This window comes from Streptomyces nanshensis (assembly GCF_001751255.1).
Taxonomy (GTDB): domain Bacteria; phylum Actinomycetota; class Actinomycetes; order Streptomycetales; family Streptomycetaceae; genus Streptomyces; species Streptomyces nanshensis_A.
Genome location: NZ_LJGW01000428.1, coordinates 18,931 through 42,987 on the forward strand (window position 1 = coordinate 18,931; position 24,057 = coordinate 42,987).

The following is a 24,057-nucleotide window of genomic DNA, read 5'->3' on the forward strand; positions in this document are numbered from 1 at the left end:
GCGGTGGAGTGCCGCCGGAGTGCCGTACGCGCGTCCGTGCCGCCGTCCGCAGCGGTGGAGGCCCGCTCATCGGCCGGGCTCGGACTCGACGGTCAGCAGCGGGCTCATCGAACGGTCGGTGCGCAGCCGTTCCAGCCACTGCACCACCGCCGCGGCGATCGTGCGGTGTGCCGCGTCGTTGAGGACGTCGTGCAGGCCGTCGTGCAGAACCGCCAAGGTGGCCCTGGGCAGTTGGGCCGCCAGTTCGCGTATCTCCTCCGGCGGCGTCACCGGGTCGGCCTCACCGTGCAGCAGCAGAGCCGGCAGCGCGGGCCGTGCCGCGTCGAGCAGATGCGCGGGCACGTTTGTCGTCAACTGCCCCCGTACGAAGGCCGCGTCGTCGGTCAGGCGCCGGCGATGGGTGGGACAGGCGGTACGCGCGGCGAGTTCCCACTCCCAGCCGTCCTGCGGCTCGGGGCCGCCCTCGGCGTCCTGGGGTGGTCCGGGCGCCGCCGCCGTCGGCGCGGTCCCGGCCAGGATGACGCCCTCGACGGGGAGCCCGGGGTCGGCGGTCGCCACGGTCTGGAGCGCCTGGAGGGCTCCGGTGTCGCTGCCGACGAGGACGACGGGAACGGCGGGTTCGGGCCCCGCGAGCGCGGTCGCCAGGGCGAGCGCCGACGTCGCGTCGAGTCCGGGTGTGCTGCCCAGGGCGTGTACGACGTAGCCGTCGGCGGCCAGACGCAGCCCGAACCGCTCGTAGACACGGCCGTGTTCGCCTCTGCCGGGGAAGACCAGCAGCGTGCCGCGGGGCGCGATGCCGGACGGCGGCTCCCAGGTGTGCGTGGTGCCGCCGGCGGCGCCGGTGAGGCCGGCGGTCGTCGTCATCACAGGCTCCCGCCGGCGAGGGCGGCTGCCGGGCGCCGGGTGGCCGCGCGGTGGGCGAGTTCCTGACGGACGAGCGGAATGAGGTGACGTCCGTAGTCGATGGCGTCGTCCAGCGGGTCGTAGCCGCGGATGAGAAGCGTGGTGACGCCGATGTCGACGTAGTCCAGAAGGGCCGCGGCGACGGTCTCGGGCGTGCCGACGAGCGCGGTGGTGTTGCCTCCCGCCCCGCTGGCGGTGGCCGTCGGCGTCCACAGGGCGCGGTCGTGCAGGTCGCCCTTGGCGGCGGCGGCCAGCAGCCGCTGCGAACCGGCGTTCTGCGGGGCCTCGCCCGCGGTGTGGTGCCGTGCCTGGTCGAAGAAGGGCCGTCCCGCACCGCTGTTGATGGTCTCCAGGATGCGGTGGGCGCGTTCCCAGGCCAGTTCCTCGGTGGGGCCGAGGATCGGCCGGAACGAGACGCTGATGGAGGGTGGTTGAGCGCGTCCGGCGGCCTCGGCCGCGGCGCGCACCGCGGCGATCTGCCCGGCGGTCTCGGCGAGCGGCTCGCCCCACAGCGCGAAGGTGTCGGCGTGCCGTCCGCCCACGCGGTAGGCGGCGTCGGAGGAGCCGCCGAAGTAGAGCGGGATGCCGGTCTCCCGTACGGGAAGCACCTCGGAGCCGTAGTCCTCGAAGTGGTAGTGGGTGCCCTCGTAGCTGAAGGGCTCGGCCGAACTCCAGGCGCGGCGCAGGACGGTGAGGTATTCGTCGGTGCGCGCGTAGCGCTCGTCCTTCGTCAGATAGTCGCCGTCGCGGCGCTGCTCGGTGTCGTTGCCGCCGGTGATGGTGTGGACGGCGACGCGTCCGCCGGTGAACTGGTCCAGCGTGGCGAAGCTGCGCGCCGCGAGCGTGGGGGCGACGAATCCGGGCCGGTGCGCGACGAGCAGGCCCAACCGCTCGGTACGGGCGGCGACATGGGCGGCGACCTGGGTGCCGTCGGGCCTGCTGGAGCTGTAGCCGATGAGGACGCGGTCGAAGCCCGCGTCCTCGTGGGCACGGGCGAAGCGCGTGGTGTAGTCGGGGTCGATCGGCGGCCCGGCGGCGGGCCGGGTCTCGGATGCGTCCCGGGTGGCGATCATGCCGATGAACTCGACGGACGAGGGCGACGCGGGTGCGGAGGGCGAGGTCGAGGGCGAGGGCGCGGAGGCGCTCATGATCGGCTGCCTTTCGGTGCGGTGGCCGGCTCGTGCCTGCTGAGGACGGCGCGGCCGGTGTCGGTGAGGATGGAGTCGTCCTGCGGGGTGTGTACGCGGCTGCAGAGCACGTCGCGGTAGTGCCGCTGGAGTGGATTCGCCTTGGTCAGGCCGTGGTTGCCGACGAGCCGGACGGCCTCCTCGACGGCGGAGACGGCGGCGCGGGTGCCCAGCAGCTTGGCAGCGCCGGCCCGCGCGGCGGCCTCCGGATCGCCCGCGTCGACGCGTGCGGCGAGTGCGTCGACCAGGGTGTCGGCGCCGAAGAGCGCGGTTTCGATCTCTCCGACGGCCGTCTCGAACCGGGGCACCGAGGCCAGCGGCCTGCCCAGCGACGCGGGGACGCGTTCATGGAGGAAGCCGGCGAGCCAGTCGCGGGCCGCACCGGCGACGCCGAGATAGAGGGCGGTGAGTCCGAGCGCGTTCCAGGCGCCGGTCACCGGATCGGGCCGCGCGCCGGGGATCTCGCCGGGTTCGGCGAGGCCCAGCACGTCCTGCGACGGCACGTGCACCGCGTCGAGGATCACGTCGTCGCTGCGGCTGGCGCGCAGCCCCACGTGGTCCCAGGTCTCCTCCACCCGCACACCGGGGCTGTCGCCGCGTACGAGGAAGGTGCCCACGCGTACCGGATCCTCGTCCGTACGGGCGAAGACCAGCATCCTGCTGAGGCCGACGGCTCCCGTCGAGTAGATCTTGCGTCCGCTCAGCGCCCAACTGCCGCCGCTGCGCCGGGCGATGGTGGCCGGAAGCCCTCCGCGTACGGGGCTGCCGAGTTCGGGTTCCACGCGCAGCGCGTTGAGCAGCGTGGGGCGCACGGCCGCCTCGTCGAGGAGGTCCCCGTACGCGGCGGCGGGCCAGCCCGGCGTACGGGTCTCCGCGGCGTGGGTGAAGAGCGTCATGGCGGTGACGAGGGCGACGGACGGGTCGCCCGCCCCGAGGGCGCGCAGGATCCGCACGGTGTCGGCGAGGCCCGCCTCGGGTCCGCCGTGGCGGGCGGCGACGGTGGCGGTGAGCAGTCCCGCGTCGTGGACGAGGGCGAAGCCCTCGTGCGGGAAGGACCCGTCGCGGTCGTGGCCGTCGGCGCGCCCGGCGAGCGCGCGGGTCACCTCGGGCAGGCGGCCTGGCTCCCACGGCGGGAGCAGCGCCCGTCCGGACGGGCCGGTGCGTTCGGTGGCGGTGGTCACGGATTCTCCAACCGGTCGGCGGGGCGGGGGCGTTGACGGTGCTCGTGCGGTCGCCGGTGCGGGTGCCGGTGCCGCGGTATGCGGGCTCCGTCGAGCAGCGGTGGCGGCTCCCGTACGGCCACGGGCGGCGGACGGCCCTGGTACCGCTCGGCCTGTACGAGCGCGTGCTGACCCGTGCATCCCTGGGTCAGACGGGAGGTGGGCACGTCCGCGGTGAGGGTGTTGGGGTTGCCGTGCACGCACAGCAGGGCGCCGGGCTCTCCCGCCGCCTCCCGTACGGGGTCGGGCACCGGGTCGAACCAGGCGCCGACGGGCAGCCGCAGCACCCCCGGTCGCACCGCGTCGGAGATCACGGCGCCGGCGAGCACGGCTCCCCGGTCGTTGAAGACGCGGACGACGTCCCCGGCGTGGATGCCGCGGGCCGCGGCGTCGTCCGGGTGGACCGTGAGGGGTTCGCGTCCGGCGACCTTGCCGCCGAGGCTGACCGGGCCTCCGTCGTGCTGGCTGTGCAGCCGGGACTCGGGCTGATTGGCGATCAGGACGAGGGGATGCCGGCCGGCTTCGCCCTGGCCGGCGTCCTCGCTCCGGTCGCCGGATCCGGCGTCGGCGGCGGGTTCGATCCAGGCGGGATGTCCGGGGCAGTCGTCCAGGCCGAGGGCCGCGACGGCGGCCGAGGTGATCTCGATGCGGCCGCTCGGGGTGCCCAGCGGGGCCTGCCGGGGATCGCGGCGGAAGTCCTCGAAGAGGGTGAACTCCCGTGGCCCGTCGGGGAGTCGGTACTCCCCCGCCGCCCAGAACTCCTCGAACTCCGGCACGTCAAGCACGCCACGAACGCCCGGTACGCCGTCGCGCGGCGCGCGCAGGCCGTCCCGCCACCGTCCGTACAGATGCTCAAGCCACTGCCGCACCGTGCGCCCTTCGGTGAACTGCCCGGCGAAGCCGAGGCGTTCGGCGAGACCGGCCAGGATGGCGTGGTCGTCGCGTGCCTCCCCGACGGGCGCGGCGAGACGGTGCATGGCGATGAGGTGGGTGTCACGGCGGCCCGCGCCGACGTCCTCGCGCTCCAGCGGCGTGGTGGCCGGGAGCACGATGTCGGCGTGCCGGGCCGTCGAGGTCCAGTAGGGCTCCTGGACGAGAACCGTCTCCGGACGCCCGAAGGCCCGCCGCAGCCGCCCGAGGTCCTGGTGGTGATGGAACGGGTTGCCGCCGGCCCAGTGGACGAGGCGGATGTCGGGGTACGTACGCCGCTCGCCGTCATAGTCGTACCCCTCGCCAGGCCCCAGCAGCATGTCGGCGATCCGTGCGCAGGGGATGAACTCCTCGACGGGGTTGGGGACTTGGGGCAGCCGGGGAAGGCCGAGCTGCGGGCCGTGGTCGCCGACGTCCGCCATGGAACCGTAGCCGTGGCCGAAGCCCGCCCCGGGCAGCCCGATCTGGCCGAGCATCGCGGCCAGGGCGAGAGCGGCCCACACGGGCTGCTCTCCGTAACGGGCCCGCTGAAGCGACCAGGTGACGGTGATCAGCGTGCGGGAGGCGGCCATCCTGCGGGCGAGGGACCGGATGTCGTGTGCGTCGATCCCGCACCGTTCGGCCGCCCAGACCGCGTCCTTGGGGACTCCGTCGGCGCTGCCGTCCAGATATCCGGCCCAGGTGCCGAAGCCGGTGGTGGCGCGCTCCAGGAAGGCGCGGTCGTAGAGGTCCTCGGCGAGCAGGGTGTGGGCCAGGCCGAGGAGCAGCGCCGTGTCGGTGGCGGGCCTGACAGGCAGCCAGTCGGCGTGCAGCCGCGCCGGCAGATCCGTACGCAGCGGGCTGACGAGCACCACGCGGGTACCGCTCTCCGCGAGGGTCTCCAGTCGTCCCCGTGTCCGGTGCCGGGTGACGCCGCCGGGGTTGACGTGCACGTTCTTGGCGGGCATCCCGCCGAACGCCACGATGAGCTCGGTGTGTCGGGCGATCGTCGGCCAACTGGAGGCGGAGCGCAGCACCGCCTGGGCTCCGTCCGCACCGACGAGGCGGGGCAGCAGCACGAGCGAGGCACCCAGGCTGTAGGAGTTGCGGGAGGCGGTGTAGCCGCCGAACTGCGCCAGGAATCGGTGCAGTTGGCTCTGCGCATGGTGGAAGCGTCCGGCCGACGCCCAGCCGTAGGAACCGCCGAAGACGGCCTGCGGGCCGAACTCCTCCCGTACGCGGGCGAGTTCGCCCGCCGCCAGCTCCAGCGCCTCGTCCCAGGACACCTCCACGAAGGGGTCGCTGCCGCGGCGCTCTGTCGGTCCCGGGCCGTGCTCCAGCCAGCCGCGGCGTACCGCCGGACGCCGCACCCGGGCCGGGTCGCGCAGCGCGTCCTCGGCGCCGCGCAGCAGCGGGGAGGGCGCGGGGTCCTCCGGGTGCGCCCGCATCGACACGGAGCCGTCGGCCCGTACGCGCACACGGGAAGCTCCCCAATGGGAGGTCGTCGGAACGTCCATCAGCCGAGCTCCGCACGCCAGTCGGCGGCCCGGTGGCAGGCGACGGTGGCGCGTTCCGTGCCGGTGGCGGTGCCGGTATCTGTGTCGGTGCCGGACGGGTCCGGCTCGTCCACGACGGTCGCGGCGGGCTCGTCGCGGCACTCGGGAGCGGCGAACCGGCAGCGCGGCGCGAAGACACATCCCTCGTCCTCCGGCCACGGCTCCCGGCTCGCCGGTACGCGCAACAGGGCGGGCAGCAGCCGCGGTTCACGCCGCACGCTGGGCGCCGAGGCGGTGAGCAGCGCCGTGTACGGATGGCGGGGCCGCTCCAGTACGTCGGCGGTGCGGCCCTGCTCGACCAGGCGGCCCCGGTAGAGCACCGCGACACGGTCGGCGATTCCGGCGAGCGAGCCGAGGTCGTGCGAGATGACGACGACGGCGAGGCCCAGCTCCCGCCGCAGCCGGTCCAGCAGCGACAGCACGAGGTTGCGGTTGGAGGCGTCGAGGGCGCTGACCGGTTCGTCGGTCAGCAGCAGCCGGGGCCGGGTCACCAACGCACGGGCCAGCGCGACGCGTTGACGCTGACCGCCGGAGATCAGGCCCGGGGTGCGGGCGCCCAGTTCGCCGGCGTCGAGACCCACGAGCGTGAGCGCCTCGGTGACGCGCTCCTCGCGTTCGTCCCGGGTGAGTGTGCCGGCGACGGCGAGCGGTTCGGCGACGGTCTGGCGCACCGTCGACTCCGGGTCCAGGGAGCGCAACGGGTCCTGGAACATGTACTGGAGCTGTCCTGAGCGGCGGAACGCGCGCAGTCCGCGTCCGGCCAGCCGGGTCAGATCGCGTCCGTCGAAGGCGATCCGCCCGGCGTCCGGCCGCTTCAGACCGACGACGGCGCGGGCCAGCGTGGTCTTGCCCGATCCGGTCTCGCCGATGATGCCGACGATCTCCCCCGGGCGCACGGCCAGATCGACGCCGGACAGCACACGGGTGCTGCCCTCGCGGCGGCGGGCGGTGGCACGGCGTCCGTACGAGACCGACAGGCCCTCCACCCTCAGCAGCGGTTCCTGTCGCTGCTGCCGCGTCGTGGCGTCCGTCGGCGACTCGCCGGTGCCGGGCGGGACTTCGGAGACGGTGGTCACACGCGGCTCCCTTCCGGTTCGGGCTCGGGAGTCCCGGCCGTCGTCGCACCGGTCCCGGCTGTCGCGTCCGCGCCGGAGACGTTCCCTGCGGAGGGGTTCTCCGCGGAGGGGTTTTCCGCGGAGGGGTTTTCCGCGGAGGGGTTTTCCGCGGAGGGGTTTTCCGCGGAGGGGTTTTCCGCGGAGGGGTTTTCCGCGGACGCGGCGGCCCCGGCGTCCTGCCTCCGTCCCGAGGGCTGCCCCGCGGGCCGTACGCAGCGCGCCCGTCGGCCCGGCTCCACCAGCCGCGTCGCGACCGGCCCGGCCAGGCACTCCGCGTCGGCGTACGGGCAGCGCTCGGCGAAGCGGCAGCCGGGCAGCTCCGCACCGGTCTCGGGCGCACCGCCCGGGATGGTCTCCAGTGCGCCCGTCCCGGCCTCCGCGGTCGAGGCCACCCGCAACAGGGCCTCGGTGTAGGGGTGCGCGGGGGCGGCGAGGACGTCGGCGGTGGGCCCCTCCTCGACGATCTCGCCCGCGTACATCACCAGGATCCGGTCGCAGCTCCGTGCGACGACCGCCAGGTCGTGGGTGACCAGCAGCAGCGCGAGTCCCTGTTCGGAGCGCAGCCGCTGGAGCAGTTCGAGGATCTCGGCCTGTACGACGACGTCCAGCGCGGTGGTGGCCTCGTCGGCGATGAGGAGTTCGGGTTCGCAGGCGATCGCTATGGCGATCAGCACCCGTTGCAGCATGCCGCCGGACAGCTCGTGCGGATACCGGTGGTAGATCGCGCCGGGCCCGTGCAGCCCGACGGCCGCGAAGAGGTCAACGGCTCGGCTGTGGGCGGCCGTTCGGGAGAGACCGCGTCCGACGCGGAGCTGCTCGGAGAGCTGACGGCCCACGGTGAGCGAGGGGTTGAGATACGAGGCCGGGTCCTGGAAGACGGCACCGAGGCGCCGGCCGCGTACGGACTCCCACTCCTTGGGTGTGAGCGCGGTGAGTTCGGCCGGTTCGTCGCCGTCGAGCACGATGCTGCCGTCCGCCACCGCGCAGCCGGGAGGCAGCACTCCGAGCACCGACCGGCAGGTGAGGCTCTTGCCGCTGCCCGACTCCCCCACCAGTCCGACGGCTTCGCCGGGGCCGATGGTCAGGCTCACCTCGCGTACGGCCTCGACGCGTTCGGGCCCGCCGACGGTGACATGCAGCCCGTCGACCGACAGCACGGGCGGTACGGGCCCATGAGCGGCTGACGCGGTGCGGGCCGGCGCGGCGGTCTCAGGCGGTCGGGACATCGGCGGGTACCTCCCCCGTACGGACTGCGTGCGGCTGAGAAGCAGAAGAACCAGGGGACTTGGGCGTACCGGCGGCCGCACGTGACACGGACGCGGCACCCGCCGCCCCCGCCGTACCGCTCCCGGCCCCGGTGCTGTCGCGGATCGCGTCCGCGAGGATGTTCAGCGCCCCGACCGTGATCATGATGGCGGCGCCCGGGATCAGCGGCGCCCAGGGCTGCTGCGCCAGATAGCCGAGGTCGGAGGCGAGCATGCCTCCCCAGGTGGGCGCGGGAGGCTGTACGCCGAGGCCGAGGAAGGTCAACGACGAGACGACGAGCAGGGCTTGGCCGATCGCCTGCGCGGTGGTGACCGCGACGGTCGGCAGCACCTTGCCCCAGACGTGGACGCGCAGGACCCACCGGCGCGAGGCGCCCATGAGTTCGGCGGCCTCCACGTACTGCGCCTGCTTCAGACCCAGCGCGGCGGCCCTGGTGACGCGGAAGTACAGCGGCGCGAACAGCAGGCCCAGGGCCAGCATCGCCTGGTGCATTCCGTTGCCGAGCGCGCCGACGACGGCGATCGCGAAGACGGTGAACGGCATGATCATCAAGGTGTCGGCGGCCCGCAGCGCTCCCCATTCGAGCGCCCGGCCGAACCATGCGGAGGCCACGCCCGGCAGGGCGCCGATCACCATCGCCGCACCGACGGACTCCAGCGCCCCGGCTACCGACAGCCCGGTGCCCGCGAGCAGGCGGCTGGCGACGTCGCGCCCCAAGTAGTCGGTTCCCAGCGGGTGTTGGAGGCTCGGCCCCTGGAGCATGTCGGACGGATGCTGGGCGAGCGGATCGTGCGGCGCCAATACGCCTCCGAGCGCGGCGCACAGCGCGACCACGGCGAGGGCCGCCAGCGCGAGGCGCGCGGAACGCAGTCGCCAACTGCGGCTGATCGTCTTCACGGCGAGCCCCCCTCCGCCGCACGGGGTCCGCGACCGCCCCGACTTCCGCGCCGGGCCGCGGGGTTGAGGGCCGCGAGCGCCGCGTTGACCGCGATGCTCGCCACGAGCACGACCCCGATGGTCACCAGCAACGTGCCCTGTACGACGGGCACATCGTGCTGTTCCGCGGAGTCCAGGGAGAGTTGGGCGATCCCGGGAAGGTTGAAGATCTTCTCGGTGACGACGGCGCCGCCCAGGATCACCGGCACGCTGACGCCGAGCACGGTCAGCGCCGGACCGGCGGCGTTGCGCAGCGCATGCCCGAACACCACGCGGCTCTGCGAGAATCCGCGCATCCGCGCCCCGGTCACATAGTTCTCGCGCAGGGCGCCCACCAGGGACGTACGCAACTGCCGGGCGATGGAGGCGGCCGCGTCCAGGCTCAGCGCGAAGGCCGGCAGGATCGCGAACCGCAGCCAGCTCCCCACGCCGTCCTCGATCGGCACATATCCGCCCGTGGGCAGCGCTTTGAGCTGCACCGCGAAGACGACGATCAGCACGATCCCGATGAGGAACGGCGGCAGGGTCGCCAGCACCGAGCACACGAGGGTGACCGCACGGTCGATCCGTCCGCCGTTGTTCAGGGCCGCCGCGACGCCCGAGCCCGCGCCCGTCAACACGGCCAGCAGCAGGGCGAGTCCGGCGATGGACAGATCGACCGGCAGGGCCTGGACGACGCTGTCGGCCACCGGCGCCCCGGTGAACCAGGACACCCCCAGGTCGCCGGTGAGCGCGTTGCCCAGCCAGCTCAGATACTGCACGTACAGGGGCCGGTCGAGGCCGAACTGCGCCTCGACGCGGGCGATGTCGGCGTCCGTGGCGTTGTCGCCGAGCACGGCGGCGGCCGGGTTCGCGTCGGACATCGCCCCCAGCGCGAACGTCAGCAGCGTGGCCAGCAGGAAGACCGTGCCGGTGACGGCGGCGAAGCGCCCGAAGCGGCCGGGGGCGGCGATCAGCCATCTCAGGCCCGTGGCACGCCAGTTGAGGGACGCCGGCCCGGCGCCCGGTCCGGCACCCGCCCCGGTGTCCTGTGCGTCCGCGCCCGTCAGAGCCGGCGCGGTCATGAGACGGTGACTCCCTCGAAGCGCTGGACGACGGAGAACTCGGGGATCTTCGAGACCGAGGGGTTGCGCGCCAGGATGCGCGGCATCGTGTAGAGGAAGACGTTCGGCATGCGCCGCACGGCGGCGGACGTGGCCTCGCGCAGGACGCGCGGGTAGTCGTCGGACTCCAGCGGTGTGCGCCGTACGACCTCCAGCGCCTTCTCCAGCTCCGGCGAGGTGGTACGTCCCGGGTTCATCAGCCCTTCCTTGCCGAAGAGCACCTGGAACGCCTGGGTGGCCGAGTCCCGCCCCGCGAACTTGTCCAGGTACAGCCCCTTCTTGCGCTGTACGTAGACGATCTGGGTGGCGCGGGCCTCCGGGATGGTCTCGATCTTCGCCTTGACGCCGACCTTCTTGAGCTGCGCCTGGATCAACTCCGAGGCGCCCTCGGCCTCTTGGGTGGTGAGGGTCAGCTCCAGCTCGTCGCCTTCGCCGTATCCGGCCTTGGCGAGCAGCTTCCTGGCCTTGGCCGGGTCGTAGGGGAAGAGCTTCTCCAACTCCGGGTCATGGCCGACGTATCCGCTGGGGAACGGCTGACGGACGACCTCTCCGTACCCGAACGCGGCCGTTTTCAGCAGCTCTTCGCGGTCGATCGCGTGCTTGAGGGCGAGCACGACGTCGGGGTCGGTGTAGGGCTCCTTCTTGTTGTGCACGTCCAGTACGGCGATCACCATCGAGGGGATGACCTGGACCTTCAGCCCGGCGGCACGGGCCGCCTTGACCTGGCTGCCCGGTATCTCCGCGACGTTGTACTGGCCGGACTTGAGCGAGGCGACGACCGTGGAGGCCTCCGGGCGCGGATAGAGCTCGAAGTTCTCCACCGTGGTGTGCTTCGCGTCCCAGTAGCCGGAATTGCGGCGCAGGACCGCCTTGGAGTTCTCCACGTACGAGGAGAGCGTGTACGGCCCGGAGCCGGCCGGCTCGGTGGCGAGACTGCCCGGATCCTTCTCGAACACCTTGGGGTCGACGACCATCCCCGTCTTTCCGGCGAGGAGGGTGGGGATCTGGAAGTCGGGCGCCGCCAGGTCGACGGTGACCGTGTGCGCGTCGGGAGCGGTGACCTTCTCGAAGCCGACGAGCTGCGAGGCGATGAGTGACTTCTGGTCGTCGCGGCCCCGCTCGATGCTCTTCTTCACCTCCTGTGCCGTCAGCGGTGAACCGTCGCTGAAGCGCAGCCCCTTGCGGAGGGTGAAGCTGACGGAGGTGCCTTCCTTGTTGTACTTCCAGGACTCGGCGAGCCCCGGCACGGCCTCGCCGCCGGGCCCCAGCTTGGTCAGTCCGGAGTAGACGAGGGAGAGGGAGTGCACGTCCCAGCCGGCCGAGGAGGTGACCGGGTCCCATGAAGTCGGCAGGTCCCAGCCCCATTTGAGGGTTCCGCCCGCTCCGCTTCCGGACTCGGTGGACTCACCTCCGCAGGCCGACAGGACGAGTGCGGCGCCCGCCCCGAGGGACAGGCCGAGGAAGGACCGCCGGTCCGGACCGCCCGGCGAGGGCAGCCGGCCGGCCGGTCGGGCCGGGGAGTTCGGGAAGTTCTGCATGGGCGGTGTCGCCTTTCGTCACCTTGTGCTGTGCGTCCGGATCCGGAGCACCTCGTGTCGCCGGCGCGATGCGACGAGGCGGGGCCGCAACGGAACGGGTTCGGACAGCAGTCGGCGGAGCGGTGGGCATGCGGGCGGGGAGCACGCATGGAGAAACCGGGCAGGCAGACGGCGCACGACGGCGACCGCCCGCGGGGTGAGTGCTGGGAGAAGGCCCGGGACCTGGAGAACGGCCGGACCCTGACGAGAGGGAGGAGCGGACGCACGCGACCCGTGGCGCCGGGCCACGCGAGAGCGCGGGACCCGTCAGTGCCGGAGTGGTGCGCGACGGCTCGGCGAACGGCTCAACTGGACGGCCGCGGCCCGTAGTTCATCCGTCCCGGTCCGCACGGTGCGAAGCCGTACGAGGGAGGGACGGGGCGCTGGGCGGGCACGTCTGCGGGAGCCGTGGAAGGTTCAGCGACAGAGCGCGCTGGAGGTACGCAGGTAATCCACGTAGCGGCAGACCACACCGGGGTGCGTCGATTGCATGCCGACATCTTCGCGAGGCGGCAGGACCCTGTCAATGGACACCTAGAGGTGTCTCATTGTCCGAGACCGCGCCGACCTGGGCATTCACGAACTGGGCGCAGGCGCCACGCCGTTGAGAAGGATCCGTATGGGGCGGACGTCAGGTCCTGAGCCGAGGGCGCGCACGTCACGCGCTGAGCGCCGTCACGGGATGGACGCGCGCCTCGTCGGGGTGGAGCCAGAGCGGACCGCCCGCGGTCTCCACGCGTACCGCCCCGGCGGGCGGCTCGGCACGGCCGGTGAGCGCCGTGAACTCCGGCAGGGTCAGACTGCGCCAGCGGCCGAGCGCCTCGTCGGCACCGACCGTCGAAGGACCGGGAAGCGGCGCCGCGGCGGCCGTACGCGCCGCGTCCAGATACTCCCCGAAGGAGCGCCACCCCGGCACGCAGACGCGCCCGCCCGCCCCCTCGAACAGCACCGTCGGCAGGGCGTACCGGTACCGGTCGTTGTGAAGCTTCGCCTTGCCACTGTGCGGACCGGGCGCGTCCAACTCCAGGATTTCGCGCGGGGGTTGCCGCGTCTCGCTCCAGTCCCGTTCGACCGAGTCGCGGGTACGCGGGGCGGCGGCCTCGCTCAGCAGCGCGTCCACATCGAGGCCGGGGACTCCCCGTACGACCTCCCGTACGCCGTCCGGCTCGTCGACGGGAGCGCCCAGGACGAACATCGCCTCGCGGAGCCTGCGCAGCACGCGCTCCGCGACGTCCGGCCCCTGAACCTCCGCCGCCCGTGCGGCCTGTGAGGCGGGCAGGCTCGTACGGGTCACCCGGCGCAGCGGCAGGGCGAACGGAGCGCCAGTGTGGGCGGCGACGTCCGCGACGAAGCCCTCGTACCAGCGTGTCTCCGCGTCGGCGTCCGGCGGCGGATCGTCGTCCTCCTCGAAGAGGATGCCGAACACGCGGCGCCAGGCGGCCCGTTGACCCAGGGTGTGGCGCAGCAGCCGGAGCGCGGGCTCCGAGCCCCAGGCCCACGGGCACGCCGGATCGGTGAACTCCGTGACTTGTACGGCCTGTTCGGCCTCTCCGGACCGGCCGGCCCGTCCGGCGCGTACGGCGGTCGGCGCCGCATCGCCCGTCATACGGTCACCGCCGCCGCGGCGTCGGGTCCCGTGCCCCCACCCGGCTCGTACGTCCCGGCGGGCTCCGCCTCCACCAGGTCCGCCAGGGTCACCGTCCCGAGAATCCCGTCCGCGGCGGCCTCGACCGCACGCCAGGTGTCCGGCAGCCGCCGCGCCGTGCCGGGGTAGGTCACATCGTCCAGGCGCTCACCGCGCAGGGTGAAGAACTCGCCGTCGACCGCCCGCATCACCTCGGCGACCGTGATCGTGCCGGCGTCGCGCCCCAGCCAGTAACCGCCCTCGCAGCCCCGCTGGCTGCGGACGAGACCGGCACTCCGCAGGTCGCGGAAGACCGACTTGAGGAACCTGAACGGGATTCCCTGCGTCGTGGCTATCCCCTCACAGGTCTGCGGCTGCGCGCTGTCCGCGGCGAGTTCGACGAGCGCGCGCACCGCGTAGTCCGCCTTGGCCGAGATGTGCATCGTCACCGTCTTCCTGGAGCGTTCCGCTGTCATGCGATCACCGCCCGCGAGAACAAAGGTCCAGCTCGGCGGTAATGGACACATCTTGACATCCATTCGCGGCGGTCTCTACGGTCACGCCGTGCCCTCGCACCGGGCCGGGACGGGAGACATCCGGAGCCATCGCAGTCGGCACACCCGGCCGCCGTCCCCGTCAACACCCCCGGCCCCGCCCCTGTTTCGGCACCCGGCGCCGGCGCCCGGCAGCCGCCACCCCGCACGAGGAGCAGGAGTCCCATGGCCCCGTCCACGTCGTCCCAGCCCGAGTCGTCGCAGCACGGGTCGTCCCAGTCCAGGTCGTCCCAGCCCGGCGATCCCCCCGGTGCGCAGCCGGACGGTTTCCACCCCGATCTGCCGGACGACAGCGAGGCCGGCAGCACACTGCCGCTGCGCGCCCGGCTGCACCACATCCGGGCCGACGCCTTGGACGGCGACACCGCACAGAGCGGCGGGATGCGCCGGTTCGCGGCCGTCAGCGGGCAGTCGGTGGGCTCGGAGCGCATCTGGATGGGGCAGACACACGTCGCCCCGGCCACCGCGTCCTCCGACCACCACCACGGCGCTTCGGAGACGGCGATCCATGTCGTCAGCGGCCACCCCGAGTTCGTCTTCCTCGACGACACGAACGGCACCCCGGAGGAGGTGCGGCTGCGCACCTCGCCGGGCGACTACGTCTTCGTCCCCCCGTACGTCCCGCACCGCGAGGAGAACCCCGACGCGGACGAGGAAGCCGTCGTGGTGATCGCCCGCAGCACCCAGGAGGCCATCGTCGTCAACCTTCCCCATCTGTACGTCCACGGCCGCGAGGACGGACCGGACGGCCCGGGGCACTGAAGACGACGGAGAATTCCGCGCCCGATTACCGGCACGGAAATCAGCACGAAAAAGGGAATTCCTCAGACGAAATCCGCGAGTTGGGCAGTCGGCGCACGCCTGGATTCATGTTGCCGGACTGTTTCGCCGTGTTTCACTGAAGCCGACGCTCTCCTGTGAATCACGCCGCTCACCAGGGCGTTCAATGGTTCGTTATCCGGTCGCAACTCTTCCGGCAGCGACAACGCCGGGCGCGTGATGCAAGGATGCAGCGCGACTCGCCTTTTCCGGCGCGGCTTCGCCGACCAATCCTCTGGAGGCTCACAGGTGTCTGCGCGTACTCCGCTCCGTCCGGTCGCGGTGGTTCTCCCCCTCGTCCTGGCGTCCGGCCTGGTGGCCGGCTGTACCAGCACCAAGTCCTCCGGTTCGGGAGGCTCGGGAGTCCAGCTCGTCGCGCAGGACAAGCTGACGGTGTGTACGCATCTGCCCTACGCGCCCTTCCAGTTCAAGAAGTCGGGCAAGATCGTCGGCTTCGACGTCGACATGCTGGACCTGGTGGCCGACAAGCTCAAGGTCGACCAGAAGATCGTGGACACCCCCTGGGAGGGCATCCAGTCCGGCGAGGACCTCAACGCCAACAAGTGCGACGCGGCCGCCGCCGGCATGACGATCAACGACGTACGCAAGAAGAACCTGGACTTCTCCACGCCGTACTTCGACGCCACCCAGGCCCTGATCGCCAAGAAGGGCGCGAAGTACTCCTCGCTCAAGGACCTCAAGGGCAAGAAGCTGGGCGTCCAGGCCTCCACCACCGGCGAGGAGTACGCCAAGAAGAAGGCACCGAAGGGCGTCGAACTCGTCCAGTTCGAGGACGTCGCGCTGCTGCTCACCGCGGTCAAGTCCGGCCAGGTCGCCGCGGGCATCAACGACAACGGCGTGCTCTACGACTACGTCAAGAAGAACCCGGACACGGAGGTCACGGCCGAGTTCGACACGGGCGAGCAGTACGGCTTCGGCGTACGCAAGGGAAACTCCGCCCTGCGCAAGCAGATCGACGAGACGCTGAAGAAGGCCAAGTCGGACGGCACGTACGACAAGATCTACAAGAAGTGGTTCGGCACCGCGCCCAAGAAGTAGCCGCCCGAACCGCCCGGACACCGGACGCGGAACCGGGACGCGGAACCGGGACGCGGGACCGGGACGCGGAACCGGGACCCGTCGGCCGGTGGAAGTACCGCCGGGCAGGCACCAGTTGAGGAGTTGCACACCACATGTCCATGTCCCGCCGGCAGCGGACGCGGGCCGTCCGGGGCGTCCAGTACGGGGTACTGGCTCTCGTCGTGGCCGCCGTCGCCTTCGGCGCGAACTGGGGCGAGATACGCCGCGCCTTCTTCGATCTCGACGTCGCACAGGCCCAGTTCCCCGACATCATCACCACCGCCCTGGTCAACACCGTCGTCTACACCCTGCTCGGGTTCGGCTTCGGCCTGGCGCTGGGCCTGATCCTGGCGCTGATGCGGCTGTCGTCGGTGCCGCCCTACCGGTGGCTGGCGACCGCGTACATCGAGTTCTTCCGCGGCGTCCCCGCGCTGCTGGTCTTCATCGCGCTCGGCTTCGGCGTCCCGATCGCCTTCCAGGTCGTCATCAACCAGTACGTCACGGTGATGCTCGCCCTCGGCCTCGTCGGCGCCGCGTACATGGCGGAGACCATCAGGGCCGGCATCCAGGCCGTGCCCAAGGGGCAGGTGGAGGCGGCCCGTTCGCTGGGGATGTCGCAGGGCCGCGCGATGCGCTCGATAGTCATCCCGCAGGCGTTCCGTATCGTTCTGCCGCCGCTGACCAACGAGTTGATCCTGCTGACCAAGGACTCCTCGCTGGTCTATCTGCTCGGTCTCTCCCTCGGCCAGTACGAGCTGGCCAAGTTCGGTCGTGACGCGCTGAACGAGAACCGCAGCCTGACGCCGATCCTCGTCGCCGGGCTGTGCTACCTGATCATCACCCTCCCGCTCGGCCATCTCGTCCGGCGGCTCGAGGCCCGTACCGCGAAGGCCAGGTGAGCGACGGTGAGCGAGCACAAGACGACGGCGGCCGACCAGAAGACGACAGCAGCCGAAGAGAAGGCGGACGAGGCCGCGATCCGCGTCGAGGGACTGCACAAGTCCTTCGGCGAGCTCGAAGTCCTCAAGGGCATCGACTTCACGGTGCGCCCCGGTGAAGTCGTGTGCGTCATCGGCCCGTCCGGCTCCGGCAAGTCGACGCTGCTGCGGTGCGTGAACCTCCTGGAGGAGCCGACGGCGGGCACCGTCGCCCTCTCCGGCACCGAACTGACCGACCCCGACGTGGACATCGACCGCGTCCGGCGCCGCATCGGCATGGTCTTCCAGAGCTTCAACCTCTTCCCGCACCTGTCCGTGCTGGACAATCTGACCATCGCCCAGCGGCGCGTCCTCGGACGTACGAAGGACGAGGCCCGGCGCATCGGCCGGGCCAATCTGCGGCGCGTGGGGGTCTCCGAGAAGGAGTCGGCCTACCCCGCCCAGCTCTCCGGCGGCCAGCAGCAGCGCGTGGCCATCGCCCGCGCGCTGTCCATGGAACCGGAGTTGATGCTCTTCGACGAGCCGACCTCCGCGCTCGACCCCGAACTCGTCGGCGACGTCCTCGCCGTCATGCGCCGCCTCGCCGACGAGGGCATGACGATGATGGTCGTCACCCACGAGATGAGCTTCGCCCGCGAAGTGGCGGACCGCGTGGTCTTCATGGACGGCGGCGTCATCGTCGAGGAGGGTCCCCCGACCCGCGTCATCGGCGACCCACAGCACCAGCGCACCCGCACCTTCCTCTCCCGGGTGCTCGACCCGGCGGCGGCGTCGGTGACGGAGGCCGGCACGGAGGCGGAAGCGGAGGCGGAAGCGGAGACGGGGGCAGCGGCCACGGAGGGCGACGCGCTACGGGGCTGAGGAACGTGAGCGCGAGCGCCGGGGATTGCCTGGTCGCTCGCCCAACTCGCCCTCGCAGCAAGCCCTTTCTGTAAAGTTTGTTGACGATTCCTCGGGCCGTACTTAGAGTTGCCGCACTTTGGACTAGACCTAGCGCGTCCAGTCCCCCCACAACTCTGAGCGCCGGAGGCCCCCATGACGTCCCGGTCCAAACTCATCGCCGTTCTCACCGCCGCGGGCTTGGCAGGCACCCTCGCCGTGTTCGGCGGCGCCAACGCCCACGCGGGCCCCGCAGCCGACCCGGACACCGCGCCCGGGGGAAACTTCGACCTGTCGACCTGGGAACTCCAGGAGCCGGTGGGCTCCCCGGATTCGCCGACCACCATCCCCTCCTCGAAGCTCCAGGGCGCGGACGGCTTCCAGGACTCGTACTTCTACACCGACGGCAAAGACGGTGCGATGACCTTCTGGGCGCCGGAGAAGGGCGTCCACACCCCCAACTCCAAGTACGCCCGCTCCGAGCTGCGCGAGACCGACAAGGACGGCAGCCCCGCCGACTGGTCGCTCGACGGCTCGCATCGCCTTGAGGCGACGTTGCGTGTGGTGTCGGTGACTTCGAACGTGTGCGTGGGACAGATCCACCTCGGCAGCGGCGGCCCGTCCACCAAGCCGCTGGTAGAGCTGTACTACCGCTCCAACGGCGACATCGCGCTCGGCACCGAGAACTCGCCCGACGGCGGTCAGACCCTGCACGACGTGGGCAATGTGCCGGTCGGCAAGACGTGGAGCTACTCGATCGGCGTCTCCGGCGGCGACACGATCGACCTGAAGGTCAACGACAGCACGACGCACTACAAGATCCCGTCGTCCTTCGACCAGTACAACCAGTACTTCAAGGCCGGTTCCTACAACCAGTCCTCCTCCGACAGCACCGAGAAGGGCGCACGCGTCGGCTTCTACGGCCTGGACGTCTCCCACGGCTGAGCGTTTCTCGCCGAGCGGACGCTCCCAACACCCCTGGGTGCAGGACCAGTTCGGGTCGGCACGGAACGGGGCGACGGGTGCCGAGTGCCGGGTGCGGAGCGGGCGGGCCGGGGTTCAGGGAGCCGGCGCCCGCTGCGCACCGAGCGGTTGCGGTGTCCGGGCGGAGGGCTTCCGGCGTTCCGCCCAGCGGACGGCAGGCGGCGCCAGCAGGCCGGTCAGAAGGAAGAGCGCCCCGACGACGTACCACCCCGGGCGTCCCCAGGTGATGCAGAGGGCGATGAGAAAGGCGGGTCCGACGGCTTCCGCAAGGCCGGCGCCCAGGCCGAAGACACCGAGGTACTGACCGGTGGCGCGCTCGGGCGCGAGGACGAAGGAGACCTCGAAACCTCCGGCGGAATGCCAGAGTTCGCCGACCGCATGAACGACCACCGCCGCAAGGAGAAGCGTGGCGGCCGCCCATGCGGGGACACCCGCGGACAGCGAGATCAGGGAGCAGGAGACGAGAAAGGCCGCGCCTGCTAGCCGGTAGGCGCCGGCACCGGCACGGACGGAATCGACGCCACGGCTGACACGGACCTGGAAGGCGACGACGATCAGCGTGTTGGTGAGCATGGTGCCCGAGATGAGCCAGTGCGGAGCGGTGGTGGCCGCGACCAGCCAGAGCGGAACGGCCACCGTGAGGACCTTGAACTGGACGGCCATGATGCCGTCGAGGCCCGTGATGAGCAGATAGGGCCTGTCCCGTAGTCCGACCCAACGGGGGCCTCCGGCAACGGGATTCGGCTCGACCGGCGGCAGGAAGACCAGGATCGCCGCAGCCGCGACGAACGCGACGGCATTGCCCATGACCAGGAGCTGGTAGGCGGTAAGGGTGCCGACCTGGACGACCCAGCCCGCGAGCAGAGCGCCGAGAGAGATCCCGACATTGGTCACGGCGCGCAGATAGCCGCGGAACTCCTGCGGACGATCGCCTCCGTAGTACCTGATGAGCGGGCTGCGAGCCGCATTGCCGGCCGCCTTCGCCCCGGTGGCGACGCTGACCGCGAGCACGAATAACCAGAAGCTGTCCGCGAGTACGAATCCGGCCGTGGCCACTGCCTGCACGACGAGGGTGGCCGCGTGGACACCGCGCGCTCCGATCCGGTCGGCCAGATGACCGACGGCGATGCCCAGAGCGAGCGAGACGAGACCCGCGACGCTGAGCCCGAGCCCGACCTGGTGGGCCGGGAGACGGACCGCCTGCGTGAAGTAGAGCACTCCGGCGGTGAGGAAGAGGCCGCTGCCGATGGTGTACACGAAGTTCGAGGCGGCCAGGACACGTTGCGGCCCGGCTGTCGGCACGAGGTGACGCATGCAGCGGCTCCACTGGACGGACCGGTAAGGACCCGCACAGCTTGTTGCATATTATTTGCAGGAGCAAGGCCAATGCGACAGATGAAGACCGTCCCCGCCACGACGCTCCTCACAGAAACGGGCCGGGAGAACGAACGAGCGCTCTGACCCGCGTCGTTGAGCCCACCCGCGAAGTGCCCCCATGGCTCACTGAAGAGTTGAGTTTCCAAAGTCGCGATGCTCTCCCAGAGTTGGCGACCGGTAGGGAGGCGGGAGAACGACAGGCGAGTCCTCGCCAGCAGTGCCCACCGCTGCATACGCGACGACGGACTCTGCGCGGCAAGTCCCTGCCGACCAACAACCCGCTCCGTTCCACGGTTTCGACGGACGGCGTCGTGTCTTTGGGCGGCGGGTGGGGCCCCTTACGGGCCTTGGGATGTCGGTCAGTGTCGAAAGCAGCAGCCGTATGTGTGCCGCAGCATCTGATCGTTGTCAGTGTGGGCTGGCAGGATCGCCGGCATGCCACCGTTACTTCTCGCCGACGTCGAACAGGCCCTTCGCAGCAGTTGGAGTGCGGAGACCTGCACCCCTGAGTTCAGATCACGATGGACCGAAGACAATCCGGCTCGGGACCAGTGCGGGGTGACCGCCATGGTCCTCAACGACCTGCTGGGAGGCGAGCTGATCCGAGGAGAGGTCCACGTGAACGGAAAGCAAGTGGACTTCCACTGGTGGAACCGCCTGGGCATGGGCATTGAGATCGACCTCACCCGCGAGCAGTTCGGACCCGAGGAGACCGTCACCAGCGGCGTCGTCATCCCTCGTCCGCCCGTGACCGAGTGGCGCCGGCTCCGCGAGGAGTACGAGCTTCTCCACGAACGGGTCATGGAGAAGCTCAACAACCAGCAGGGGACGGCCTCTGCTGCCGCACGTAGTCAGCCGGTTTGAACCTGCTCGGTTCGTGCCGGGCGCGGCGAGGCGATAGGAGCTAGTGCCGGTCTCGACGAGGTGCCGTTGAAGCGAGGCGGTCGACGACGGCAGCGGAGAGTCGGAAGGTCCGTGGACGTCATGTCACCCCGGCAGACGTGCCGTCAACGGATTCAGCCATCGTCTACCGGCGCCCCCGCAGAAGGCCGGCCGAGGACGAGCAAGTCCCCCGTGTGCGGCCTGCCTCCCGGAGAAGTGAGCGGTAGAAGGACAGATGACGGTCGGCGGCAGCCGGCCAGGTGTGGCGGGCCGCGAGGGCGTGGCCCGCGTCCCTTCGGTCCGGGTCGGCGACGGCCATCGCCGCGGCCAGTTCGTCCGCAAGGTCGTGTGCGGTCGCTCCGAAACGTGCGGCGGAGCCGAAGACCTCGCGCAGTACGGGGAGATCACGTACCACCAGCGGTACGCCTGCGGAGAGGGCCTCCATGGCGGCGAGCCCGAAGCCCTCCTTGGTCGAGGGGAAGGCGAAGGCGTCGGCTGCCGCGACGAGGGGCGGCAGTTCGCTGTCGGGGACGGCACCGAGGACGACGGGTTCGACGCCGAGCTGCGCCGCGCGTTCCTGCCAACGGGCCCGGTAGTCACGGTAGTCGAAGAGGGTCTCGCCGCCCGCGATCACCAGGCGCAGCCCGGGGAGCCGTTCGTGCAGCAGCGCGTACGCCTCCAGCAGGTCGAGGGAGCCCTTGCGCGGTTCGATGCCGCCGACCGTCAGCACGTAACGGCCCAGCCGCTCCCGCCACTTCGCGCGGGCGGCGGGGTCCGTGGCGGCGAACCGGTCGTGGTCGACGCCGTTGGGGATGACCTCGGCCTCGATGCCCCAGCCGTCGGCCAGTTCGTCCGCGACGGCGCGGGAGACGCAGATGCGCGCGTACGGGTCGACGACGGCCCGCTCGTGGCAGGCGGCCAGTTCGGGAGTCGTGAAGTCGTCGAGATGGTGGACGGTGCGCACGCAGCGCCCGGCCGCGTTGGCGCTGATGCAGTCCTGCGCGTGGACGATGTCGTAGCCGTCGGGGTCGAACGCTTCGCGGAGCACGTCGATGGAGCGCAGGACGCGCTCCCCGACGGTCTCCTCCGGCGGTCCGTCGGGGAAGGGCACGATCCGCAGTTCCACGGCAGGGTCGACGGGCCGGAAGAAGCCCTTGTCGCCGTCCCGTCCGAGGGTCCAGACGGCGACCCGCGCTCCCGCGGCCGCCAGCGCTTCGGCGAGGGCGAGCGTGTGCACCACGCCGCCGCGCGGCTTGGTGGAGTAGCTGAGCAGGGCGACCGAGAGCGTCATGTGTGCCCCCGGTACGCGGGCGGCCTTCGCTCGTCGAGGTGGCGCAGTACGCGGCGGGCGGTGTCGATCTCTGCTGCGACGTCGAGTTCCGCGACCGCGACGCCTGCCTTGGACCAGGTGCGGGCGAGGACGTCGCCGCCGGGCCCGACGACCTTGGCCTGGCCGAGGAACCGCATGCCGCCCATCGCGCCGGTCTGGTTGGACGAGGCGAGGCAGACCTGGTTCTCGGCGGCGCGCGCCATGTCGTACAGGTCGAACAGCTTCGCCTGGCGGTCCTGGTGCATGCGCGGCGCACGGTTGGTGATGCTCGTGGGCCAGGCGGACAGGCAGGCGAGGATCTGCGCGCCGTCGAGGGAGAGGCTGCGGGCGGACTCCGGGAAGGTCTTGTCGTAGTCGATGAGCATGCCGACGCGGCCCGCCGGGGTGTCGAAGGCGTCGAAGCGGTCGCCGGGCGCATAGGCGGTGGTCTCGCCGGCGGGCAGGTGGACCTTGCGGTGCCGCCCGAGTACGCCGTCGCCGCTGACGCAGACGGCCGCGTTGTAGCGTTCGTCGCCGCCGTCCTCGCAGTAGCCGACGCAGACCACCATCTCGGCTGCGAGCCGGGCGACTTGGAGGATCAGCGGGTCGTCCGGCTTGAGCGCGGGGGGCAGCGCCTCCGGGTCCGGGTGGCGCAGGTCGGCCAGGTAGCCCCCGAGAGCGGCGTCGGGCAGCACGAGCAGCGCTGCGCCGCTGCTTCGCGCGTCGTCGATCAGCTTCGCGATCCTTGCCAGGTCGAAGTCCAGGTCGCGGCCGAAGTGCGCGGCGGCGGCCGCGATCCGGATCGTCCTCATCGGGCGGCAGCTCCCGTGGTGGCGGAGAGGGCCGGGTAGGCGTCGGGGCGGCGGTCCCTGAGATGGCCCATGGAGCGGCGGGCGGTCTCCAGGGCCTCGGCGACGTCGAGTTCGGCGGCGGCGATGCCCGCCCCGACGCCGGTCCCGGCCAGGAGATCGCCTCCGGGGCCGACGACTTTGGCGCTGCCCACGAAGCGCAGCGAGCCGAACGTGCCCGACTGGTTCGCCGAGAGCCACACCATCTGGTTCTCCAGGGCCCGCGCGCGGTCGAAGAGGTCGAAGCGCCGCTTCCAGCGGTCCTCGGAGAGGTCGGGCGCGGGATCGGTACGCGCCGCGGGCCAGGCCGAGACGCAGACGCCGATCTCGGCCCCGTCCAGGGCGAGTTCGCGGGCGGCCTCCGGGAACGCCTTGTCGTAGCAGATCAGCATGCCGATCCGGCCGACCGGGGTGTCGAAGGCCGCGAATCCGTCGCCCGAGGCGTAGTCGGCGTCCTCGCTCAGCGGCTGGTGGACCTTGCGGTGGTTGCCCAGGACGCCGTCGCCGCTCACGCACACCACGCTGTTGTAGCGAGAGGTGCCGTCCGTCTCGCAGTAGCCCGCGATGACGGTCATGTCCCCGGCGAGGGCCGCCAGCCGACGGATCTCGGGGCCGTCGGGGGCGAGCGGCGGCGGCCCCGGGTCCGCTCCCCGCCCGTCCGCGTCGAGGCTTCCGCCCCCGTCGAGGCTGAGGAGGTAGCCGCCGAGGCATGCCTCGGGCAGCGCCAGGAGCTGGGCCCCGTCGGCGCGGGCCTCCTTGATCAGCCGCTCGGCGACCGCGAAGTCCTCCTCCAGATCACGGCCGAACTCCGCGGAGACCGCGGCCAGTCGTACGGTGCTCATGTCGTCTCCGTTCCGGTTGCCATGCCGGTCACCGCCCCGGTGACCGCCTCGGTGGTCTCTCCGTCCGGCCAGCGCAGTACGACGCCGGTCCCCGGCCGCAGGCTGCCGCAGGCGCGGCTGACGGCGGGCCCCGCGGCCGGCGGGGGCGA

The 24,057-nt window shown here is 71.6% G+C and carries 21 protein-coding genes; 6 read left to right on the plus strand and 15 right to left on the minus strand.

From position 1 onward, the window contains the following. Nucleotides 1-66 precede the first annotated feature (66 nt). From AN218_RS26890 to AN218_RS26940, 11 genes are all read right to left on the minus strand, one after another. Complete coding sequence (locus AN218_RS26890; protein ID WP_070019700.1) at nt 67-864, minus strand: alpha/beta hydrolase; 798 nt, start codon at nt 862-864, stop codon at nt 67-69. Beyond that, nucleotides 864-2,051, minus strand: coding sequence for an LLM class flavin-dependent oxidoreductase (locus AN218_RS26895; protein ID WP_070019701.1), 1,188 nt, complete (start codon nt 2,049-2,051; stop codon nt 864-866). Before AN218_RS26895 ends, AN218_RS26890 begins: the two co-directional genes overlap by 1 nt. After that, the gene (locus AN218_RS26900; protein ID WP_171908811.1) at nt 2,048-3,271 is read right to left on the minus strand and encodes an acyl-CoA dehydrogenase family protein; all 1,224 of its coding nucleotides are present in this window, start codon (nt 3,269-3,271) and stop codon (nt 2,048-2,050) included. The genes AN218_RS26895 and AN218_RS26900 overlap by 4 nt, the downstream gene beginning before the upstream one ends. Next, a complete protein-coding gene (locus AN218_RS26905; RefSeq protein ID WP_079132630.1) occupies nt 3,268-5,736 on the minus strand; it encodes a molybdopterin-dependent oxidoreductase in 2,469 nt (822 codons plus the stop codon). Before AN218_RS26905 ends, AN218_RS26900 begins: the two co-directional genes overlap by 4 nt. Then, the gene (locus AN218_RS26910) at nt 5,736-6,851 is read right to left on the minus strand and encodes an oligopeptide/dipeptide ABC transporter ATP-binding protein (protein WP_070019703.1); all 1,116 of its coding nucleotides are present in this window, start codon (nt 6,849-6,851) and stop codon (nt 5,736-5,738) included. The genes AN218_RS26905 and AN218_RS26910 overlap by 1 nt, the downstream gene beginning before the upstream one ends. Further along, nucleotides 6,848-8,116: an oligopeptide/dipeptide ABC transporter ATP-binding protein gene (locus AN218_RS26915; RefSeq protein ID WP_079132631.1), complete on the minus strand. Its 1,269-nt coding sequence runs from the start codon at nt 8,114-8,116 to the stop codon at nt 6,848-6,850. The genes AN218_RS26910 and AN218_RS26915 overlap by 4 nt, the downstream gene beginning before the upstream one ends. Then, nucleotides 8,100-9,053, minus strand: a complete 954-nt coding sequence (locus AN218_RS26920; RefSeq protein ID WP_079132632.1) for an ABC transporter permease — start codon at nt 9,051-9,053, stop codon at nt 8,100-8,102. Before AN218_RS26920 ends, AN218_RS26915 begins: the two co-directional genes overlap by 17 nt. Beyond that, nucleotides 9,050-10,156, minus strand: coding sequence for an ABC transporter permease (locus tag AN218_RS26925; protein WP_079132633.1), 1,107 nt, complete (start codon nt 10,154-10,156; stop codon nt 9,050-9,052). The genes AN218_RS26920 and AN218_RS26925 overlap by 4 nt, the downstream gene beginning before the upstream one ends. Next, complete coding sequence (locus AN218_RS26930) at nt 10,153-11,733, minus strand: ABC transporter substrate-binding protein (RefSeq protein ID WP_079132634.1); 1,581 nt, start codon at nt 11,731-11,733, stop codon at nt 10,153-10,155. The genes AN218_RS26925 and AN218_RS26930 overlap by 4 nt, the downstream gene beginning before the upstream one ends. A gap of 697 nt (nt 11,734-12,430) precedes the next feature. Beyond that, complete coding sequence (locus AN218_RS26935; RefSeq protein ID WP_070019705.1) at nt 12,431-13,378, minus strand: DsbA family oxidoreductase; 948 nt, start codon at nt 13,376-13,378, stop codon at nt 12,431-12,433. Continuing rightward, nucleotides 13,375-13,839: an RrF2 family transcriptional regulator gene (locus tag AN218_RS26940; RefSeq protein ID WP_079132635.1), complete on the minus strand. Its 465-nt coding sequence runs from the start codon at nt 13,837-13,839 to the stop codon at nt 13,375-13,377. The genes AN218_RS26935 and AN218_RS26940 overlap by 4 nt, the downstream gene beginning before the upstream one ends. A gap of 276 nt (nt 13,840-14,115) precedes the next feature. Here AN218_RS26940 and AN218_RS26945 point away from each other — a divergent pair, with 276 nt between their 5' ends. From AN218_RS26945 to AN218_RS26965, 5 genes are all read left to right on the plus strand, one after another. Next, nucleotides 14,116-14,712 (plus strand): cupin domain-containing protein, encoded by a 597-nt coding sequence (locus tag AN218_RS26945; protein WP_244900736.1) that lies wholly within the window; start codon nt 14,116-14,118, stop codon nt 14,710-14,712. 306 nt (nt 14,713-15,018) lie between these two features. Further along, nucleotides 15,019-15,828 (plus strand): basic amino acid ABC transporter substrate-binding protein, encoded by an 810-nt coding sequence (locus AN218_RS26950; RefSeq protein ID WP_244900738.1) that lies wholly within the window; start codon nt 15,019-15,021, stop codon nt 15,826-15,828. Nucleotides 15,829-15,962: 134 nt separating this feature from the next. Next, nucleotides 15,963-16,748, plus strand: coding sequence for an amino acid ABC transporter permease (locus AN218_RS26955; RefSeq protein ID WP_070019708.1), 786 nt, complete (start codon nt 15,963-15,965; stop codon nt 16,746-16,748). 78 nt (nt 16,749-16,826) lie between these two features. Continuing rightward, nucleotides 16,827-17,648, plus strand: a complete 822-nt coding sequence (locus AN218_RS26960) for an amino acid ABC transporter ATP-binding protein (RefSeq protein ID WP_070019723.1) — start codon at nt 16,827-16,829, stop codon at nt 17,646-17,648. Nucleotides 17,649-17,822: 174 nt separating this feature from the next. After that, complete coding sequence (locus AN218_RS26965; protein WP_079132636.1) at nt 17,823-18,611, plus strand: polysaccharide lyase family 7 protein; 789 nt, start codon at nt 17,823-17,825, stop codon at nt 18,609-18,611. A 114-nt stretch (nt 18,612-18,725) separates the two neighbouring features. Here AN218_RS26965 and AN218_RS26970 read toward each other — a convergent pair whose 3' ends face one another. Beyond that, complete coding sequence (locus AN218_RS26970; protein ID WP_070019709.1) at nt 18,726-19,964, minus strand: MFS transporter; 1,239 nt, start codon at nt 19,962-19,964, stop codon at nt 18,726-18,728. A gap of 498 nt (nt 19,965-20,462) precedes the next feature. Here AN218_RS26970 and AN218_RS26975 point away from each other — a divergent pair, with 498 nt between their 5' ends. Then, entirely contained in the window at nt 20,463-20,891 is a 429-nt protein-coding gene (locus AN218_RS26975; RefSeq protein WP_070019710.1) for a YunG family protein, read from the plus strand. A gap of 163 nt (nt 20,892-21,054) precedes the next feature. On the opposite strand, the gene AN218_RS26980 is transcribed toward AN218_RS26975, so the two are convergent. The 3 genes from AN218_RS26980 to AN218_RS26990 are packed head-to-tail and all read right to left on the minus strand — an operon-like array spanning nt 21,055 to nt 23,908. Further along, entirely contained in the window at nt 21,055-22,200 is a 1,146-nt protein-coding gene (locus tag AN218_RS26980; protein ID WP_070019711.1) for an MSMEG_0565 family glycosyltransferase, read from the minus strand. Next, nucleotides 22,197-23,030 carry a carbon-nitrogen hydrolase family protein gene (locus AN218_RS26985; protein ID WP_070019712.1) on the minus strand — a complete coding sequence of 278 codons (834 nt, stop codon included), beginning with the start codon at nt 23,028-23,030 and terminating at the stop codon, nt 22,197-22,199. The genes AN218_RS26980 and AN218_RS26985 overlap by 4 nt, the downstream gene beginning before the upstream one ends. After that, the gene (locus AN218_RS26990) at nt 23,027-23,908 is read right to left on the minus strand and encodes a carbon-nitrogen hydrolase family protein (protein ID WP_070019713.1); all 882 of its coding nucleotides are present in this window, start codon (nt 23,906-23,908) and stop codon (nt 23,027-23,029) included. The genes AN218_RS26985 and AN218_RS26990 overlap by 4 nt, the downstream gene beginning before the upstream one ends. Nucleotides 23,909-24,057: the final 149 nt, after the last annotated feature.

Bases quoted from the DNA above. Each gene is read 5' to 3' on its own strand.
- AN218_RS26905 (WP_079132630.1), bottom strand. From the start codon at position 5,736: ATGGACGTTCCGACGACCTCCCATTGGGGAGCTTCCCGTGTGCGCGTA.
- AN218_RS26940 (WP_079132635.1), bottom strand. From the start codon at position 13,839: ATGCACATCTCGGCCAAGGCGGACTACGCGGTGCGCGCGCTCGTCGAA.
- AN218_RS26895 (WP_070019701.1), bottom strand. From the start codon at position 2,051: ATGAGCGCCTCCGCGCCCTCGCCCTCGACCTCGCCCTCCGCACCCGCG.
- AN218_RS26915 (WP_079132631.1), bottom strand. From the start codon at position 8,116: ATGTCCCGACCGCCTGAGACCGCCGCGCCGGCCCGCACCGCGTCAGCC.
- AN218_RS26925 (WP_079132633.1), bottom strand. From the start codon at position 10,156: ATGACCGCGCCGGCTCTGACGGGCGCGGACGCACAGGACACCGGGGCG.
- AN218_RS26935 (WP_070019705.1), bottom strand. From the start codon at position 13,378: ATGACGGGCGATGCGGCGCCGACCGCCGTACGCGCCGGACGGGCCGGC.
- AN218_RS26955 (WP_070019708.1), top strand. From the start codon at position 15,963: ATGTCCATGTCCCGCCGGCAGCGGACGCGGGCCGTCCGGGGCGTCCAG.
- AN218_RS26970 (WP_070019709.1), bottom strand. From the start codon at position 19,964: ATGCGTCACCTCGTGCCGACAGCCGGGCCGCAACGTGTCCTGGCCGCC.
- AN218_RS26985 (WP_070019712.1), bottom strand. From the start codon at position 23,030: ATGAGGACGATCCGGATCGCGGCCGCCGCCGCGCACTTCGGCCGCGAC.
- AN218_RS26975 (WP_070019710.1), top strand. From the start codon at position 20,463: ATGCCACCGTTACTTCTCGCCGACGTCGAACAGGCCCTTCGCAGCAGT.
- AN218_RS26965 (WP_079132636.1), top strand. From the start codon at position 17,823: ATGACGTCCCGGTCCAAACTCATCGCCGTTCTCACCGCCGCGGGCTTG.
- AN218_RS26945 (WP_244900736.1), top strand. From the start codon at position 14,116: ATGGCCCCGTCCACGTCGTCCCAGCCCGAGTCGTCGCAGCACGGGTCG.
- AN218_RS26980 (WP_070019711.1), bottom strand. From the start codon at position 22,200: ATGACGCTCTCGGTCGCCCTGCTCAGCTACTCCACCAAGCCGCGCGGC.
- AN218_RS26990 (WP_070019713.1), bottom strand. From the start codon at position 23,908: ATGAGCACCGTACGACTGGCCGCGGTCTCCGCGGAGTTCGGCCGTGAT.
- AN218_RS26930 (WP_079132634.1), bottom strand. From the start codon at position 11,733: ATGCAGAACTTCCCGAACTCCCCGGCCCGACCGGCCGGCCGGCTGCCC.
- AN218_RS26890 (WP_070019700.1), bottom strand. From the start codon at position 864: ATGACGACGACCGCCGGCCTCACCGGCGCCGCCGGCGGCACCACGCAC.